Source organism: Glycomyces sp. NPDC046736 (genome assembly GCF_040645615.1).
Taxonomy (GTDB): domain Bacteria; phylum Actinomycetota; class Actinomycetes; order Mycobacteriales; family Micromonosporaceae; genus Glycomyces.
The window spans coordinates 49,387-65,902 of record NZ_JBEYYO010000002.1 but is presented as its reverse complement, the minus strand read 5'-3'; the positions used below and the strand labels follow the sequence as shown (position 1 = coordinate 65,902).

Sequence of the window (16,516 nt, the reverse complement as noted above, 5' to 3'; positions counted from 1 at the left end):
GTCCTAGGCGTAGGGGTCGTCGTCCTCGTTGACGAAGCCCCACATGTTCTCGTGCTCGACGAGGTCCACATCGGGCTCTCTGTCCTGTTCGGACGATCCGGGGCCGCGCATCCCGCCGCCCGCACCGCCCATCATCGCCGCCGAGCCCCGCGAGCCCGCGGCAGCCGCTGCGCCGCCGGCGGCCGCGGCGGGTACCGCGGCCGAGCCGACCATCCCCGCCCCGGGCCCGACGCCGCCGGCAGTCGAGGTCGCGGCGGGAGCCGACGGCAGCGAGCCGGGCATCCCACCACCGCCGCCGAATCCGGGGCCGCCGGAGGCGAGGCCACCGCTGACCTCGTCATCGTCGTCTTCTTCTGGCGCAACGGGATCGCTCGTGTCGGGAGCCTCGCCCGCCGGAGGTTCGAGCGAGGGGTCGTCGCTGGCCAGCGGCGACTGGGTGCCGTGCGGCGGGTCCATCGCCGGGGGTTCGAGGTCCATGTACGCGGGGTCGGCGACGGCGGGATAGTCCTTGTCGCTGCGGATCGTGCGCATCGTGCGCTCTTCACCGTCGGTGTCGGTGCTGCGCTGCCCGATGTCTTCGTTGACCTCGTTCTGCCTGCCCTCGTAGGAGGTGAACGCCTGCGTGACCTGAGTGGAGTACTGCTCCATAGCATCCACAATGGCCAACTGCTTGGCCTCGTCCACGGTGATGCCGCGCGGGTCGAGCCCGTCGCGGTCGATGTTCACAGGGCTGGAGTAGAAGTCGACGTAGTGCAGCACCCGCTCGTCGATGTAGTCGATGATCTCGGTGGCCATCTCGGGTTCGGCCCCGCCGAGCGCGAGCACGTGCTCGGCGTCCTGGCAGGTGTACTCGATGCAGTCGCCGTGCCACCAAGCGGGTCTGATGTGGACGGACACCCAGCTGTGCCAGTCGCCGTCGATCCACACCTGCGCCGCGGGATAGGGGATGTCGCCGGAGTCGCCGCCTTGGATCGCGTACAGCGTCTCCTCAGTGGACTGAAGGTTGGTCACCGTGGCGTCGATGTCGTCGATAACGTCGTCGACCAGCTCGCGCGTCTGGTCGCACGCGGTCTCGAACGCCTCGAAGTCCGTGCCCGACCAGCCCTCCGCCAGGTCGGTCAGGTTCGACTTGATCCGCTCCGACCAGTCCGCGAGCCTCCCCGCGACCTCGCCGGTCCAGGCCTCGCGCAGTCGCGAGATCGCATGCGCGTCAGGGTCTTCGGGCCGCACCGCCGAGACCGCCGAGCGGAAGTCCGTCTCGCTCGGGAACGACATCCCGGCTTCCTTGGGCCGCAGGCGGTACAGCTGCCCTTCGACCGGGACGGCCGAAACGAGCCGCTGCCAGTCCACTTCGGCCGGATGCGCGGTCGGGTTGCCGCACTCGGCGTTCGAGCAGCCCATCCGCGCCGGAAGGCACACCTCAGGCTCACCGGGCAGCGTCACGATCGGGTCGGAGGGCTGGAACGGCGGCGCCTCGGGGTATTCCCCGGGCAGCGTCACGATCGGCCCGCTCGGCGGCGCCGGGGGCGGCGGCGCGGGCGGAGCGGCCCCGAAAGCGGGCGCGCCCGCGGCGGGCGTGGCACCGTCGAGGCCCTGATAGGGCTCGGAGGAGCTGTCGCTCATACACACCTCACGACTGGAGCGGACCGGCGGTTCCCTTCACGGTAGCAACAGAGCGCCAGTTCAAGGAACCTCACCGCCCGTCACCGCTCTCCCAATACCGCCCGTTGACCATGCGCCGCATCCCGCCGCGCACGTCGACCCGCGGCGCCCGCCGCGACTTCGGCTCGTCCCGTGGACCGAGAGTGGCGATCGCACACTGCCACAGGTGAAGCGCGCGCTCGGCAGGATCGGGCACAGCCGTCACCTCGACCACGAGATCGCAGGTCGCGACCTTTCCGGGCCCGACCTTGACGATCTCGGTCCTGACGTTTTCAGGACGCGTCACACCGCGAACCGGCAAAGGCGCGGCCGGAGTGCGGGCAGTGATCGTGTACTCCCCAGGCGGCACCTCGATCCACATGCGAGTCCAGGATGCGGCGATCTCCTGGCTGAAAAGCGGCAAGCCGCCCACAGACTTGGCGAGCTCGATCCGAGGCGACGGCACCGCAAACCGGTGCGCAACCGGCACGATCTCCCCCACCCGATTGAGCGCTCGCGCCTGCGAACGGTCGATCACCGTCTGCCCCTGCGGAAATTGCCTGGCCAGATCAGCAGAGGTCAAGTCAGCCTTCAAGAACCGGGCGTCAATGAGCAGTGCAGCCGCGCCGGGACTCGGTTCAGGCACCTCGCCCTCGCGATCGAGCACGACCGGCCCTCCGGCCCGCTCAAGCGGCGGCTCCGGCCGACATCGGTTGTACCGCAAGTACGTCCACAGCACCCGCAGTCCCCAGAACCCGACCGCCAAGATCGGCAGCCCGAACGCGATCGCGAACCCGGCCTCCTGCGACAATGCGCCGTCTTCGAACACCCCGACCCGGATCAGACCATAGAACGTCAACGGGGCCAAGAACATCATCAGGATCGCGGCGATGAAGCTCCGCCGCTCGCGCGCGTTCGCGGGCAGGTACTGCCAATAGTTGAACCGCCCCCGCGGCCCCAGCGCATGCCCGCTCAAGTGCCGCAACCGCCTCGGCACCTCAAGCTCGCCGTACGCGCGATGTTGGTCGCCGAGCATCCCCACATAGTCGATCCGCGCGGCCTTCCCGGCCGAGATCTCGACGGCCCGCCACGCCCGCGAATGCTGGCTCTGCACCTCCACCAGGTGACGCCCCGGCGCGAGCGGCACCGTGATCGAACCCCACCCCGACGCCACCGCCTCGCCGTCGACGAGCACCACCGGCACCAGGCTCGACCGCAGATGCCCTTGCGTCACAATGGGATCGCCGTCTTGCCGAAGTTTCTGGACGCGGATCATCCGCTCCGCTATCGTCGCGGCCGGATAGGCCGCGCAGTACCCGACCCGCAGCCGCAGCTCCCCGTCGCCCTCGCGTCTTTCCTTGGGCCCCTTGCCGAGCGGCGCGATCTCCCACCCCGAGAGCGGCGCGCGGAAACGCGGGCTCACCCCGTGGATCAGGTCCATTTCACCTCGTCGGGATTCGAAAGCCCTTCGGGCAGATACTGATCGAGCCCGTTCATCGCCCCGTCAGCCGCGCCGAGTCCGGCCCCGCCGCCGTCGAATCCGCCGTTCCAGTTGTCCGAGTCGAACAGGTCCCCGCCCTGGTAGGTCGGGAACACATTCGTGGCCGCCTGCACCCCGTGCTGCCACCAAGCGGTCTGGTGGTGCTTCCCGGCCGGGGTCATCGTGAACTTGCGCGCGTAGTACGTGGTCAGGCCTTCGAGCATGTCCACGATCCCGGCCCCGGCGATGTCCAACGGGTTCGCCGGGTTCCCTTTGGTTTTCTGGAATGCGAACGTGAACACGGTGAAAGCCCCGCACAGCGCCGCGCACGTGTGCGAGATCGTCGCGATCACGCCCTCGGTGGTCTTCGCGTAGCCGACCATCGCGCCCGCGGTCGCGTTCGCGCTCGCCTGGATGCCCGCCGCCGCGGGCGCGCCCACCCCGGTCGCCATCGCCGACAGGTACGCCACCAGGTACGCGTCCATCGCGATCGTGCAGGTCAGGAGGTACGCCCAGTACGCCGCGAACGTCACCGCGAGGACGATCAGCTCGGCGGCCAGCAGGCACGCGTTCAGCGCCAGCTCCTGAAGCTGCGCGCCGAAGTCCCCGGCCTTGGCCCTGAACGCGTCGGCGTCGTCCCCGTTCCAGTTGGTCCCGTCCACAGTGTCCACTTGCGCCTGGAGTGCCTCTGCGGCGTCCCAGTTCCGCTCCGCGAGCGTCATCCAAGCCCCGGCTGCCTTCATCAGATCGCCTGGGTTGCACTGGTTCATGTAGATGCTCGTGGCCAGCGCCTGCACGGCTGGCCCGAGCACGACCGCGGGCGGCATGATCGCGGTGGCGCAGGATTTGATGACGCCGTTGAAGTACGGCGACATGGCTTCTCCCGTCGCGAAGAGCGATTCCCCTGCTGTCACTAGGCGCTCCCGAATTCGGAGGCGCACGCGGCGTCGGCGTCCTCCATGTCGGTCACGCAGGCGTCGAGCGCGGCGTTGAGTTCGCGGAAGCATTCCCCGGCGCCCTGCATGGATTCGGCGACGGTGGCGTGGGCGGCGGTGTAGGCGACGGCCATCGAGATGGTGGTGACGGTGTAGAGGCTGCGGTCGATGGCGCCGAGTTCGGGCAGGATCTCGTTGGTGGACTCCAGGATCGGCACCACGTCGGCGTCGATGCCGGCGCTGAGGCCGCGCACGAACTCGGGGTCGAAGACTCTGCTCATTCCCTGCCTGCCTTTCGTTGCACGTCGTCGCCGAAGCCTCGGGCGATGTCGAAGATGTCGGCGCTCTCGCGGGCGGCGCTCTCGGCGGCGGCGGGGGCGGCGTCGATGGTCTCGGCGATGCCCTCGGGGAGTCGTTCGCGGACGGCGGCCTGGGAGCGGCGTTTGAGTTCATCTTGCGCCGCCGCGACAAGTTCGGTGATGGCTTCGCCGAGTCCGTCGATGCCGCGCCCGCGCGCATCAGGTCCAATGTGGACGTCGGCGATGACCCGGTCGGTGCTGGAGGTGACGCTGAGGTCGCCTTGGGCGCTGGTCACTTCGGCGGTGAGCACTTCGCGCCGGGGCTCGTCCTGGACGGCGGTGGCGCTGCGCATGGATTTGAGGACGCTGTCGAGCCGCCCGGCGATGATCCGGTCGAGTTCGGGGTCGCGGCCCAGGTTGTTGTCGGGCGTCTCGATCCCCAGGCGCCCTCGCATCATCGCGGCCATCGCGTCGTACCCGCCGGTGGCGGCGGCCTCCTGGAAGCGCCCGATGGTCTCGATCCCGGCGCTCAGCGCGCCCTCGGCCCCTGCCCCGGGCCTGGGCAGCTCGGCCGCGACCTCGACGATGAGTCCGGCGATCACGCCCAGGGGTTGGCGGAACCCGGCGGCGGTGACTTCGACGAGGATCTTCCCCTCGTCGACCCGCAACTTCACATTGTCGTCGAGATCGGTGAGAATGCCTTCGGGATCATTCAAGATACGGGCTCACTTCGGTGGAGTTCACTCCGAGGATAGCGAACCTGTGCGGACCGTAATCTACCCCAATCTGTGGTAATACGGCGCGGTGACGGCGTCGGCCGCCGCGGCCGCGGCCCCCTGAGCTGCGGTCACGGCCGCGAGCAGCTGTTCGGCGAGCGTGTGGCGGTCGGTGAGGTTGAGGACGTTGTTCTGGAGGAACACGACCTCGCTGATCCGCCCGCGCAGGTTGACGGCGACCCGGCCCAGCCCGTCCTCGGTGGCCTGCTCGAACCGCTCGTGCTCGCGCGCGGCGAGCGCGGCTTCGGCGTCGCGCATGACCTGCTCGACCTCGGACGCGACGCCGCCCACGGACCGCCCGGCAAACGCGCTGGCGTGCTCCTCGCGGCGGGTCTCGGCCTCGGTCCAAGCGGCCGTGAAGGCGGCGGCGATGCCGTTGTTCCCGATCCGCACGGCGCGCGCGTCGAGCTCGATCCCCGAGAGCCGCCCGGTGTTGTCGAGCACGACCTTCACGTGCTGCTCCGGGTCGTACCCGGTGTGCTCGACCTGCTGGAACTCCGCGAGTGCGCTCATGGCCTCGGCGGCGAGCCGCTGCGCGGCGGCCACCTCTTCACGGCTGGGAGCCTCCGCGAGCACCCGCTGGGCGATCTCCCAATTCTCATTGCGCGGCACCTTGTCGAGCCCGGCCTGGCCTTCCTCGATGAACCGCTCATAGTCCTCGGGAACCTCATAGGCGAAAGGCTTAGCCTCACTCATCGCCACTCCAATCACGCCGGGGAAGGGGACGAACACGATGATACCGCCGCCTCGCGATCGCCCCTCCGCCCTGGCCCAGACCCGAAGGGCCGCAAGTGAACCTCGACGACGCGAACGATGAAGCACTGGACCGCGTCCGCGACCTGGTCGCGGACGCGCTGGAGGCCGCCGGGATCCAGTGGCAGTTCAGTGAGCGCCTACTGGACTTCGCGGCCGCGCAGATCACCGTCGACCACGGCGACGACGCCGACCGAGGCGTCTTCGTCACCTGGGATCGAGGACTCCCCTCGCACGAGGCCCTCTACCGCCCCGGCGCTGCGCCGAGCCCCGTCGCCCTCGACGCCGAGATGACCGCCGCAACCGAACGCCTCCGCTCAACCCTCCGAAACGCGGCCATCGAAGCCATCGACGCCGAGAATCCTTTCGACCCCTACCTGCTGAAAGTCGTCACCGCCCCCGACTGATCACCCGGCATGGCCCGCGCCAGGGCCGGGGACCCTCAGGATTTCGAGGTAGTACGGGTAGAAGTCGGGGTCGGTCTCCTCGGCGTCGATCCCGGCAGCGCGCAGGACACGCTGAAGGCGCTCCACCGCGTTCGCCGTCACCGACTCGCCGCCTGAAGCGCGCGGTTCGCCCTCGGCGGGCGTCCAGGTCACGTACACGCCTCGGCCGTTGTCCCCGTCGTCGATGATGAGGTACGCCCGGCCCTCCGAGCCCGGGCCGGAGTCGAACGTCGACCTTATCCCCGCTGCCGCAAGCACATCGGTGACCAGGTCGGCTACCGCCACCAGTTCGTCCACGCTCGCGTGCTCCAAGGTCAGTCCCCGGGCGCTGGCATGAGCGGCCGGTCGAGGCAGATCGCGAGTTCGAGCGCCTCCTCGGCGGTGTCGCCGAGGTTCCAGCACTGGAGGTTGAACGTGAAGACCATCCGCCCGCCGTCCTCGATGTACACGTCGCCGTTGTACAGCCAGGTCCCGATCGGGAACCAGTGCCCGCCGAACCGCGACTCGAGCCGCTCGGTATCCCGCCCGCCTTCCAGCCCGACCTCGGTCGGGTCCACGACCAGCGGGTCGGCCTCGCCGACATACCCTTCGATCCTCAACCCGTGCAACGATTCGAGCAGCGACGCCGCGGCCCCCGACATCCGGTACCCGTACGAGTCCATCTCCGCCCGAAGCCCCGCGAGGTCGACCTTCCGCCCCGCGCTCCACCCCGCCTCGACCAGCGCCGAGCGAAGCTCCGGCGAGAGCCGCCCCTCCCGGATCATCAATGCACCGCCAGGTCCCCGGCCGCTTCCGGCCCCGGAATCGGCGGCAGCGGGGCGTCGCGGCGGAAGATCTCGATGACGCGCCGGTCGGCGTCGCTCAGGTCGCGGAACGTGGTCGACCGCCGCCCGTCCTCGGCGAACTCGACCGACCAGACCTCGACGCTGTACTCGTAGCAGGCCGCGCGCCGGATCGTCCCGTCCGGCCGGAACCAGCGCGTGATCCCGTACCGGAAGTTCCCCCGGTACCACTCCTCGTACACGAAGTCGCCGTCCGGAGTCAGCTCCCCGGCGGGCCCGTCCTGAATCCCGTCGCGGTACGTGAGGTACTCGAAGTTCCCGTTGCCGAGCCTCTCCCCGAGCACCCCGTCCAACCGCGCCCCCGCCCGCCAGTACACCTGGTCGTTGTCAAGGTCCACTTCGTCCTCGGGCACCATCTGAGCGACGGGGTCATAGTCTGGTCTCACGCGATCACCCTAACTCCTGTCCCACATCTCGAGTTTCGTTCCGAACGGCTCGGTCCAGCCGCCCCAGGCTCCGTCGGTGCCGTCGACCATCTGCGCGCAGTTCGCGCAGCACGGCATGGGCACTTTGTGCGAAGGCAGGTCGTCCCTGGTCACCTTGGCGTTCTCGACCATGAAGTCGCTGAGCTTCGGTTCGCGGCCCTGGCTCCGGGCATTCTTGAGCGCTTCGTTGAGCGCGCGCACCTCGGAGTGCTGGCCCGGGACCCCGTGCATCGACTGGTTCTCCTCCAGCTGCCTCCACCCGCTGCCGTTGTCCTTGTTCAGCCACTTGTCGTATCGCTCGCGCAGCAGCGGGTCGAGGTCGTCGGGGTCGACCGCGTCCTTGACGTTGTGGTTGTAGTAGATGTCGCCGGTCGTGCGGTCCATGACCGCGCTCATGCAGGGTTTGCGCTTCTTGCCGCTCCACCCGCCAGGCTGGCTGACCTCGTCGATCTTGTCGCGCAGCGATTGGCGAAGCGTAGCGCGGTCCTGCGCGGCGGTCACGCTGCTCATTCGGTCGGAGCTCGGCGCGGTGGAACCGGGGTTCGCGCTCGAACGGCGGCGCGAGCTACTCGGAAGGGGTCCGTCGTGCTTGCCGGTGGTCATCGGGGGAGGTCGACCTTTCGGCTAGGAGGGGCTCAGCGCCAGCGCCGTCCTGATCACCGCGTATCCGGCCGTGTCCTGGGCGATGATCGCCGTGTACATCGAGACCAGCGCGGTGGTGAACGCGATCGCCCCGGCCTGGTATGCCGCGAGCACCGCCGGAGCGCCCACAGTGGCCGCCGACACCTGCGACCACTGGCTCGGCCCGAGGATCACGAACGGCGTCGGCAGCACCTTGTACCCGGCGGCCTCGGCGGCCTGCTTGGTCGCCTTCATCGCGATGCACGTCGCCATGAGTGAAGCCCCGACGCCTTCGAGCCCGCCCGCGCAGGTGAGCATCGCCGCGTCACTGCGCCCGATGAACGTCGCGACCTCGATCGACCACTTGACGAGCGCCTGGTAGTCCTCGCCCTGCCATGACGCGGCCAGCCCCGCGACCGTAGAGCCGTAACTCGTCCCCAGCGCGGTCAACTGCGCGGCGGCCGCCCCGATCGAGATGCCGAGGGACATCAGCTCGGCCGGGTTGGCGTCGAGGCACTGCTGGAATGTAGGCATGACTACCCGCCCTGGATCGTGGGGACTTTGAACCCGGACAGGTCCGACTCGATCGGCTTGAAGTCGGCCGCGCCCTCTTCATCGGCCTTGTCCCAGTGCTCGGCGATGTCCTCGAGCACCTCGGCCGTGTCCTCCCAGTGCGCCTGGAGGTCCTTCATGTCCGCTTCGAGGTCGTCGGCGAAGTCCTTCGCCCCGTCGGCGCACATGAACCCGCGATTGGCGCTCTCGGCGCTCTGCGCGGCCTGCACCGCACTCTGCGGCAGGCTCCCCGCCTGCGACGCGAACTGCTTCATCTGCTGCCCGGCACTGCGAATGGCCTGGCTCTCCACCATGATGAGACCGAACAAGGCACGCCCCCTTGGATGGTGACAACTCGAACACACGTTAACACGAGCCCACCACACCTTCACCCCTAGCGAAAGGCCTGCATCATGACTTTCGATCTCCGCCCGGTCAATGGGTTTCGGGGCTGGGACGAGTACCGCGAGGCGCTGCGGGCAGTGGACCGGCTCGTGGAGGGCGGTGCGCTGCAACCGATCCCGGCCGGTGGACCCGAGGCGGCCTATTCCGACCTGTACCACTTCGAGGGCCCCGCGGGCGAGGTGTGGTGCCTTGAGGAGCCGGAGCCGCCGGCCAGGGGCAGCCTGTTCCGCTTGGACGCGGCGAGCGGGCAGGGCTCGGACTGGGACGTCGTCGGCGGGCTGCGTCCGGTCACCGGCTTCCGCAGCTGGGGCCGATACCTGCGGTTCCTCACCTGGCTGGAGCGGGCGACGGCGGCGACCGAGCTCGTCCCCGCCGATCTCGACGCCGACCTGACCGCCTATGGCTCGGTCCACGAGTTCGTCACTCGCGACGGCACCCCGTGGGAGTTGCACGTGCCGAATCCGGGCGCGGACGACTTCGGTTCGTTCTCCCGCCTCGCCTGAGACCTACTGCACCGCTTCCGATCCGTTCTCCAGCGGCCACACCGTGGCCTCCACCGACCCCACGAGCTCAAGCGGCCCAACCAGAGAAGCCGTCCGGGCGATCGTGAAGTCGTCCAGCGCAAGCAGACTGATCCCGCCCCGGCTCTGCGCCACCGCGGCATAAAAAGCCCCGGTCCCCCGGTCCTGGAAGACCCAGCCAGGACGCGTGTCGGTCGGGATCGTAGGCACCGCAGGCAGACTCCCCGTGGCAGCGGTGTCGGGCGCGAACGGCGTCCGCGGCTCAGGCGGGCGCGAATACTCGGGCTCGGAAGGGGTCTCGGTGTAGTCAGGCATCTGGAACCTCGTGGGGTCGCCGGAAACGGGAAGCGGCGGCGGGGCCTGGATCTGGTCGGGAACATTGATGAGCGTGCGCATCTCGACCTTCCCCGCCACCGAGCTCACCACCCACAATCCCACAGCCAGCGCCATCAAGTCGACGGCGACGGCCAAAAGCACCCGCAGGTTCGCATTGAGCACAGTCCCGATCTGCGCCAAGGAGAACAGCCCCGCCGCCAGAGCGAACACCACCAACCCGACGAGCGCCCCGCTCATCACCAGCGGCCGCCCGAGCCTCGGCACCGGAGCCGAAGGCCACTTCTCCGCGGCCCGCACCCCGCCGAGCGCGGCGGCCGAGAGCGCGGCGAGGGCCAGACCGGCGACGGCGAAGGCGATCGCGGCGACGGTGAGCCGCCCGGCGATGTCGTCGATGTAGTCCAAGGTGGTCTCCGCGAGGTCGTGTCGGCCGATGCCGCTCTATTGTGCGGTCCCGCGCCGGTTTCGAGCGTAGGACACTGGGCAGCCCCAGTTTAGTGTCGGATTACCGACACGGAGTGATCACGGCCATCGGATTGTCCCCCGCCCGCGGATCTGTTTCAGTGGCCTCACGGTCGCTCTTCGAGCCGACGAAGGTGCGTTCCGTCAGGGGTCCGGCATATGATGAGGGCAGAACCCGCAATGGGTTGGGAGACAAGAAACATGAGTGAAAATTGTGTTACCTGAGGTTCTAGTGACCCCTGTGACGAAAGGACGGGACTGACGATGATGAGCGAAACACTCTGGACGGTGGCCGCGCACGCCCAAGCTGGCGCCGAGATCAACACGCAGGGGATCATCGGGTTCTTCCTGTCCAAGATCGCCCCCATCCTCCTGGCCATCCTCGGCCTCATCTTCATCGCGCGAGCGAACAAAGGCGAGGTCAGCCGCGTGCTCACCTCCTCGACCATCGCCATCATCGGCATCGCCTTCATCGCCGGGGCCGTGGTCCTGGTGGCCGTCGGCGGCGGCCTGGTCGACGTCCTGTTCAGCTCCGAGGACTAAGAGCCCGCTGAGAGGCCGGACGGAGGAAGCCCATGCGCTTGCGCACCGATGACGACATCTACCGTGCCCGCCTGCTGTACCTGGGCCCTCCCGGCTACACCCTCCCCGTCCACCTCCCCTACGGGCAGTACGGGGCGTTCGCCGCTCTTCTCGCACTGTTCATGTTGCTGCGCTGGGCGTTCACCGGCGACGTCGACCTCTTCCCCGCCATCGAGATCTCCCTCGCCCTCGTCGCGACCTCGCTGATCTTCCGCTACGTCGACGCCGACCGCCCCGCGACCTCCGTCCTCCGCACGCTGCTCACCGACTGGAAGCACACGAGGGACGCCGGCCACGAAGTGCGGATCCCCGCGTTCACGACCCGTTCGATCCGCTTGAGGCCCACACTCGTGGAGCCTGTCCGACCTGAGGAGCGCCTATGAGCGGCGAGGATCGCCGTCAGCCCGTCGCCAAGTTCTCCGCCCCCCGGCCGCCCGCGCCGGTCCGGGACAGGGAGCGCAAGTCCGGCGACCTCGGCGACGATGCCACGGCTCTGGCTGACGCTGTCTTCAAAGCCCCTCAGCCGCCGTCGCAGCCCCCGCCCGCCCCCAGTCCGGCCCCCCAGTCGGCCCCGTTGTCAACCCCCAACCCGCCCCAGCCCGCGTCCCCAGTGGACCCGGCCCGACACGCCACCCCACCTGCGTCGATGACCCCTCCCTCGACGGTTCGTCCACAGGGTTATCCCCAGGGTTATCCACAGAATCAGCCGAGTTATCCACAGGCTCGTCCACAGCAGTACCCACAGGCCCCCACCAGCGGTAATCCACAGGGTTATCCACAGAACAACGGAAGTTATCCACAACCGGCCCCTAGTTATCCACAGCCTGTTGACCAGGCACCCAGAGGTGTTTCCACAGGTCGCCAACCCTCTGCCCAAATGACCACACAACGGGTGCCCGGCCAAGACCTCGTCCCGGTCAAGAAGGCCCCCACAGCGGTCCTGGAGACCACCGACAAGCCCGCCCGCGTCAAGCCCATCGCGGCCCAAAAAGAGCGCCAGCCGCTCCGCGAGCTGAGCCTCACCGAGATCGCCGGCCACGTGACCTTCACGCCCGCCTCGGTCACCGCCTGGTACGCCCTGCCCGGCGTCCGCTGGTCCTTCCGCCCCGATCTGGAGCGCGAGGCGCTCATCGTGGCCATCGCCGAGCAGTTCGCCGGCCTCGCGGGCATGAGGGTCCACCTGCGGCGCACCACCCGGCCCTTCCCGGCCGACCAGTGGGCCCGCACCGTCGACCGCCACACCGCCCGCCCGCTGCGCACCGTCCCCGGCGGCACCAGCTGGGCCGACCACCTCGTGGCCGCCCAGAGGCACCTCCAGCAGCTCTCCCACGCCGAGGGCGAGACCTTCCTCGGCATCACCTTCTCCCGCCGCGGCGCGTTCGACCAGCTCGGCGAGAAGGTCGGCCGCATGTTCGGCCGCGGCACCCGCCTCTCCGAGCGCGAGAAGATCGAGAAGCGCAGCCTCCAGTTCGACGAGGTCCTCGGCTCGTTCGGCATGCGGGCCCGCCGCGCCACCACCGCCGAGCTCGAAGGCCTCGTCTACCGCTCGGTGGCCCTGGGCATGGAGCCCCCGCGCCTGCTCTCGGGCACCGAGGCCGACTGGGACGCGGGCGACGTCCTCGCCCTCACCGAGTCCATCGAGCGCTACCGCAGCCCCTACGGCTCCACCGTCAAGCTCGTCAACCGCCTCACCGGCGAAGAGAAGCACACCGCCGTCCTCACCGTGGGCCGCATGGAGGAGCTGGAGATCCCCCAGCGCCACGAGCCGTGGCTGCACTTCCACGAGCGCTGCCCCTGGCCGGTCGAGCTCTCCAGCCGCATCGACATCCTCGGCCCCGGCGAGGCCTTCCGCGACCTCGACCACCGCCTGCGCCTCATCCGCAGCCAGCAGCGCGACTACGACGAGCACGCGATGGACGCCCCGCCCGAGCTCCAGCGCCTCGCCGAGCGCGCCCTGGGCGTGGGCGACGAGATGACCACGGGCCTGCCCATCGACGCCGCGCGCGCCCACGGCTGGCACCGCCTCGCCGTCACCGCCGACACCAAGGAGGAGTGCCTGGAGCGCGCCCGCACCCTCATGCAGATGTACCAGCGCGACATGCGCATCTCGCTCCAGCACCCCAAGAACCAGGACTGGCTCGCCCGCGAGTTCATCCCCGGCGAGCCGGTCGCGGGCACCGGTTACGTGCGCCGCATGCCCGTCAAGCTCTTCGCCGCGGCCCTGCCGCAAGCGGCGTCCACTGTGGGCGATCAACGCGGCGACTTGATCGGACGCACCGCGGGCACCTGCCGCAGGCCCGTCTTCCTCGATCTGCACTTCGCCACCGAGGTCCGCGAGAAGTCCGGCCTGAGCGTGTTCGTGGCCGAGCCCGGCGGCGGCAAGTCCACGCTCATGGGCGCCATCGGCTACCTCGCGGCCAGGCGCGGCGTGCAGGTCACCCTGCTCGACCCGTCGGGCCCGCTCGCGAAGCTGTGCGAGATGCCCGAGCTCAAGCCGTTCTCGCGCGTCCTCAACCTCACCGGCTCCGAGTACGGCACCCTCGCGCCGTACGCGCTGATCCCGTCCCCGCGCCGCGAGCACTACGAGGACAGCCCTGACGGCCAGCGCGAGTACGACATCGCCGTCTCCAACGCCCGCTCCGAGCGCCGGATGCTGGTGCAGGACATCTGCGCGATGCTCCTGCCGCCGCAGGTCCAGCGCGAGGCGAGCACTGCCCGGCTCCTGCGCCATGCGGCCCGTCATGTTCCGGCCGAAGAGGATTCGGCGCTCGAAGACATTGTGGAGGCCCTCCAGGACGCCGAGGACCACGTCTCCGGCGACGGCGCCGAGCTCGCCGCGCTCCTGCTCGACACCGCCGAGATGCCGCTGGCGAAGCTGTTCTTCGGCACCCCGGACAAGGGCGTGCTGGAGGACGACACGGCGCTCACCGTGATCACCATGTCCGGCCTTCGCCTGCCCGACTTGGGGATCGAGCGCGAGTACTGGTCGGCCGAGGAGGCCCTGGCCCTGCCGATGCTCCACACCGCCCACCGCCTCGCGGTGCGCCGCGCCTACGGCGGGGACATGCACCGCCGCAAGCTCGTCGGCCTTGACGAGGCGCACTTCATGGAGGGCTGGAAGTCCGGCCGCAGCTTCCTGGTGCGCCTGGCCCGCGACTCTCGCAAGTGGAACCTGGCCGCGCTCGTGGCGAGCCAGAACCCCAAGGACATCTTGGGTCTTGACGTACAGAACCTGGTGAGCACGGTCTTCGTCGGCCGCATCGCCGAGGACACCGAGGTCGCCGAGGAGGCGCTCAAGCTGCTCCGGGTCCCCACCGGCGTCGGCTACGAGAGCGTGCTCGCCTCACTGTCCGAAGTGGACGCTGCCGAGACCCGCAAGCTCCCCTACCGCGAGTTCGTGATGCGTGACGTGGACGGCCGCGTCCAACGCATCCGCGCCGACTTCGGCTGGGTCCGCGGCCTGCTCGAATACCTCAACACCACGCCTGGGGAGGAAAAGTGAGCAACCCCTCCACCGAAGAAGACTTGAGCCCCCCTCGACGCAAGCTGGCGACCCGCTTGGGCGCCATACTGATCGCCTTGACGGCCGCCCTCGGCGCGCTCGTGTTCACTCCCGGCACTGCGAGCGCGCAGGCTGACGGGTGCAGCGACTACGAGTGGCACACCTACTGGTCCCAGTGCATCGACGAGCTCCCGGACGCCCCCGACACCAACTGCAAGGCCCCGCCGCAACCGGCCTCCCCGGATTCGGGCATGGCAGGCTGGTTCGCCGACCCGGGCAACCTCGACAAGAGCGAGGGCATCGGCACCTACAGCCGCTACGGCTACGCGGGCTATCAACTCCCGATGTACGGCTCGCAAGAGTTGAGTATCGGCGGCCAGTGCACCCAGTCGGTCACCATCCCCAATGGAGCCGACACCGCGAACGCCTTGGCCAACATGGAGTTCAACCTCTCCGTGGCCACTGTGGGCGCGGCGAACTCGATGCGCCAGGCCGCGTGGGAGCCCGACACGATGTGGGGCTGGTCCAACAGCTTCATGGAGCAGGGCACCGAGGTCCTCTACCGCCAGGTCTTCACCGTCTTCGGGGCCGTCACGATCGGCCTCATCGGCATCTACCTCTTGTGGCGTTCCCGCCAGGGCGACATGAACAACGCGGTCACCACGGTCGCATGGGCCGTCCTCATCCTCGTCCTGGTCACCACCGTCGTGCGCTGGCCGGTCAAGGCCGCCGAGTACACCGACCAGGCGCTCACGATCGGCATGGACTTGAGCGTGGTCCTCATCAGCGACGACACCACTGAGGGCTGCACCAGGAAGACCGGCATCTCTCGCGCCGAGTACGAGCGGCTCAAGGAAGCCAACGAGGCGAACCCGAACTACTGCATCGACACCCGCTCCGCAGCCGTGGTCGCCTCCGACACCGTCTCCGGGCAGGTCCTCTATCAGAACTGGCTGCGCACGATGCTCGGCCAGGGCGAAGAGGTCCGGTTCCAGGAGCGCAACGGCGAACCGGTCGAGGACACCGATGGCAACCCGGTGGTCCTGGAGTCGAACTCGGCCTACAAGTACGGGCCCGCGCTCTTTGCGGCGCAGGCGTTCTCGTGGCAAGAGAACGAACAGGCCAAGGACTCCCCCACCTACCGCAACGACCTCATCGAAGAGAAGCAGGAGAACTGGCGGAAGCTCGCCGCTCAGATCCAGACCGAGGACCCGGAGGCGTACGCCAACCTCAGCGGCGAACGCGCCTGGGAACGCACCGGCACCGGCTTTCTGGCCCTGCTGACCGCGATCTTCTTCTCGCTCTTCGACCTCACCGCCTCGGTGCTCATCATCCTCGGCTTCATGATCGTTCGCTTCGCGATCGTGGCCCTGCCGATCATCGGCACCATCGCGCTGCTTCGCCCAGCGGGCGGGCCGTTCAAACGCCTGGTCAACACCGTGCTCGGGGCCGTGATCAACGTGGCGATCTTCTCGCTCGCCGCCGTGATCTATGTGTGGGCCTCGGGCAGGATTCTGGGCACCACCATGCCCATCTGGCTCCAAGTCGTCCTGATTGGACTATTGGGCGTGGCCGCTTGGCTGCTGCTCAGACCCGGGCGTCGCATCGCAGGCCTCGTCGGCGGGGGCGGCCCGGCGGATGCGTTCCTCGGTCGCAGAACCAGCGGCGCCGAACGCGAGGCCGAGCGCGAACGGGAACGCGCCGCGCAGCGCCGCAGCGACGCCCGCCCCGAGGAGAGCGGCGACACCATCCGCTCGACCCGCAGGAAGGGCGACACCCTCCCCGAGCAGCAAGCCGGGCCCGCCGATCGCCCGGTCAAGGCCACCTCGGGCAACACCGGCACCACCTCCACCAGTTCCGGTACCACCGCGACCTCCACCGGCGGCGGCGTCGGCGGCTCGGGCCCCGGAGAGGTCTACCGGCCTATGAGAAGGGACTAGG

At 69.1% G+C, this 16,516-nt stretch carries 19 protein-coding genes; 6 read left to right on the top strand and 13 right to left on the bottom strand.

Annotated features, from left to right (window positions below; genetic code table 11):
• Positions 1 to 3: 3 nt before the first annotated feature.
• The 6 genes from AB0B28_RS02170 to AB0B28_RS02145 form a co-directional block, all read right to left on the bottom strand.
• Positions 4 to 1,623 (bottom strand): hypothetical protein, encoded by a 1,620-nt coding sequence (locus AB0B28_RS02170; RefSeq protein ID WP_360115051.1) that lies wholly within the window; start codon positions 1,621 to 1,623, stop codon positions 4 to 6.
• Between the two features lie 70 nt (positions 1,624 to 1,693).
• A complete protein-coding gene (locus AB0B28_RS02165; protein ID WP_360115048.1) occupies positions 1,694 to 3,082 on the bottom strand; it encodes a hypothetical protein in 1,389 nt (462 codons plus the stop codon).
• Positions 3,073 to 4,035 (bottom strand): hypothetical protein, encoded by a 963-nt coding sequence (locus tag AB0B28_RS02160; protein WP_360115045.1) that lies wholly within the window; start codon positions 4,033 to 4,035, stop codon positions 3,073 to 3,075. Before AB0B28_RS02160 ends, AB0B28_RS02165 begins: the two co-directional genes overlap by 10 nt.
• A complete protein-coding gene (locus AB0B28_RS02155; protein WP_360115042.1) occupies positions 4,035 to 4,337 on the bottom strand; it encodes a hypothetical protein in 303 nt (100 codons plus the stop codon). Before AB0B28_RS02155 ends, AB0B28_RS02160 begins: the two co-directional genes overlap by 1 nt.
• Complete coding sequence (locus AB0B28_RS02150; RefSeq protein ID WP_360115039.1) at positions 4,334 to 5,071, bottom strand: hypothetical protein; 738 nt, start codon at positions 5,069 to 5,071, stop codon at positions 4,334 to 4,336. The genes AB0B28_RS02155 and AB0B28_RS02150 overlap by 4 nt, the downstream gene beginning before the upstream one ends.
• A gap of 60 nt (positions 5,072 to 5,131) precedes the next feature.
• The gene (locus tag AB0B28_RS02145; RefSeq protein WP_360115036.1) at positions 5,132 to 5,827 is read right to left on the bottom strand and encodes a YbaB/EbfC family nucleoid-associated protein; all 696 of its coding nucleotides are present in this window, start codon (positions 5,825 to 5,827) and stop codon (positions 5,132 to 5,134) included.
• Positions 5,828 to 5,922: 95 nt separating this feature from the next.
• On the opposite strand from AB0B28_RS02145, the gene AB0B28_RS02140 reads away from it, so the two are divergent.
• Positions 5,923 to 6,291 carry a hypothetical protein gene (locus tag AB0B28_RS02140; RefSeq protein ID WP_360115033.1) on the top strand — a complete coding sequence of 123 codons (369 nt, stop codon included), beginning with the start codon at positions 5,923 to 5,925 and terminating at the stop codon, positions 6,289 to 6,291.
• Here AB0B28_RS02140 and AB0B28_RS02135 read toward each other — a convergent pair whose 3' ends face one another.
• The 6 genes from AB0B28_RS02135 to AB0B28_RS02110 all read right to left on the bottom strand — a co-directional run bounded on the left by AB0B28_RS02135 (position 6,292) and on the right by AB0B28_RS02110 (position 9,099).
• On the bottom strand, positions 6,292 to 6,627 hold the full coding sequence (locus AB0B28_RS02135; protein ID WP_360115030.1) for a hypothetical protein: 336 nt from the start codon (positions 6,625 to 6,627) through the stop codon (positions 6,292 to 6,294).
• A gap of 17 nt (positions 6,628 to 6,644) precedes the next feature.
• A complete protein-coding gene (locus AB0B28_RS02130; RefSeq protein ID WP_360115027.1) occupies positions 6,645 to 7,094 on the bottom strand; it encodes an SUKH-3 domain-containing protein in 450 nt (149 codons plus the stop codon).
• A complete protein-coding gene (locus AB0B28_RS02125; protein ID WP_360115024.1) occupies positions 7,094 to 7,558 on the bottom strand; it encodes a hypothetical protein in 465 nt (154 codons plus the stop codon). Before AB0B28_RS02125 ends, AB0B28_RS02130 begins: the two co-directional genes overlap by 1 nt.
• Positions 7,559 to 7,567: 9 nt before the next feature.
• On the bottom strand, positions 7,568 to 8,098 hold the full coding sequence (locus AB0B28_RS02120) for a YwqJ-related putative deaminase (RefSeq protein WP_360115021.1): 531 nt from the start codon (positions 8,096 to 8,098) through the stop codon (positions 7,568 to 7,570).
• 123 nt (positions 8,099 to 8,221) lie between these two features.
• Positions 8,222 to 8,752 (bottom strand): hypothetical protein, encoded by a 531-nt coding sequence (locus AB0B28_RS02115; RefSeq protein ID WP_360115018.1) that lies wholly within the window; start codon positions 8,750 to 8,752, stop codon positions 8,222 to 8,224.
• 2 nt (positions 8,753 to 8,754) lie between these two features.
• Positions 8,755 to 9,099, bottom strand: a complete 345-nt coding sequence (locus AB0B28_RS02110; RefSeq protein ID WP_360115015.1) for a type VII secretion target — start codon at positions 9,097 to 9,099, stop codon at positions 8,755 to 8,757.
• A gap of 84 nt (positions 9,100 to 9,183) precedes the next feature.
• Between AB0B28_RS02110 and AB0B28_RS02105 the strand changes: the two genes are divergently transcribed.
• Positions 9,184 to 9,678 carry a hypothetical protein gene (locus tag AB0B28_RS02105; protein ID WP_360115012.1) on the top strand — a complete coding sequence of 165 codons (495 nt, stop codon included), beginning with the start codon at positions 9,184 to 9,186 and terminating at the stop codon, positions 9,676 to 9,678.
• A gap of 3 nt (positions 9,679 to 9,681) precedes the next feature.
• Here AB0B28_RS02105 and AB0B28_RS02100 read toward each other — a convergent pair whose 3' ends face one another.
• Complete coding sequence (locus AB0B28_RS02100) at positions 9,682 to 10,434, bottom strand: hypothetical protein (RefSeq protein ID WP_360115009.1); 753 nt, start codon at positions 10,432 to 10,434, stop codon at positions 9,682 to 9,684.
• A 321-nt stretch (positions 10,435 to 10,755) separates the two neighbouring features.
• On the opposite strand from AB0B28_RS02100, the gene AB0B28_RS02095 reads away from it, so the two are divergent.
• The 4 genes from AB0B28_RS02095 (at position 10,756) to AB0B28_RS02080 (ending at position 16,515) form a co-directional block, all read left to right on the top strand.
• Complete coding sequence (locus tag AB0B28_RS02095; protein ID WP_360115006.1) at positions 10,756 to 11,034, top strand: hypothetical protein; 279 nt, start codon at positions 10,756 to 10,758, stop codon at positions 11,032 to 11,034.
• Positions 11,035 to 11,066: 32 nt separating this feature from the next.
• Entirely contained in the window at positions 11,067 to 11,456 is a 390-nt protein-coding gene (locus AB0B28_RS02090) for a hypothetical protein (RefSeq protein ID WP_360115003.1), read from the top strand.
• Between the two features lie 494 nt (positions 11,457 to 11,950).
• A complete protein-coding gene (locus AB0B28_RS02085; protein WP_360115000.1) occupies positions 11,951 to 14,575 on the top strand; it encodes an ATP-binding protein in 2,625 nt (874 codons plus the stop codon).
• Positions 14,576 to 14,631: 56 nt separating this feature from the next.
• Positions 14,632 to 16,515, top strand: a complete 1,884-nt coding sequence (locus AB0B28_RS02080; protein WP_360114997.1) for an MFS transporter — start codon at positions 14,632 to 14,634, stop codon at positions 16,513 to 16,515.
• The last annotated feature ends 1 nt before the right edge of the window (position 16,516 follow it).

Coding starts and splice junctions, on each gene's coding strand:
- AB0B28_RS02170 (WP_360115051.1), bottom strand. CDS start 1,623: ATGAGCGACAGCTCCTCCGAGCCCTATCAGGGCCTCGACGGTGCCACG.
- AB0B28_RS02145 (WP_360115036.1), bottom strand. CDS start 5,827: ATGAGTGAGGCTAAGCCTTTCGCCTATGAGGTTCCCGAGGACTATGAG.
- AB0B28_RS02155 (WP_360115042.1), bottom strand. CDS start 4,337: ATGAGCAGAGTCTTCGACCCCGAGTTCGTGCGCGGCCTCAGCGCCGGC.
- AB0B28_RS02105 (WP_360115012.1), top strand. CDS start 9,184: ATGACTTTCGATCTCCGCCCGGTCAATGGGTTTCGGGGCTGGGACGAG.
- AB0B28_RS02165 (WP_360115048.1), bottom strand. CDS start 3,082: ATGGACCTGATCCACGGGGTGAGCCCGCGTTTCCGCGCGCCGCTCTCG.
- AB0B28_RS02130 (WP_360115027.1), bottom strand. CDS start 7,094: ATGATCCGGGAGGGGCGGCTCTCGCCGGAGCTTCGCTCGGCGCTGGTC.
- AB0B28_RS02085 (WP_360115000.1), top strand. CDS start 11,951: ATGACCACACAACGGGTGCCCGGCCAAGACCTCGTCCCGGTCAAGAAG.
- AB0B28_RS02115 (WP_360115018.1), bottom strand. CDS start 8,752: ATGCCTACATTCCAGCAGTGCCTCGACGCCAACCCGGCCGAGCTGATG.
- AB0B28_RS02090 (WP_360115003.1), top strand. CDS start 11,067: ATGCGCTTGCGCACCGATGACGACATCTACCGTGCCCGCCTGCTGTAC.
- AB0B28_RS02095 (WP_360115006.1), top strand. CDS start 10,756: ATGATGAGCGAAACACTCTGGACGGTGGCCGCGCACGCCCAAGCTGGC.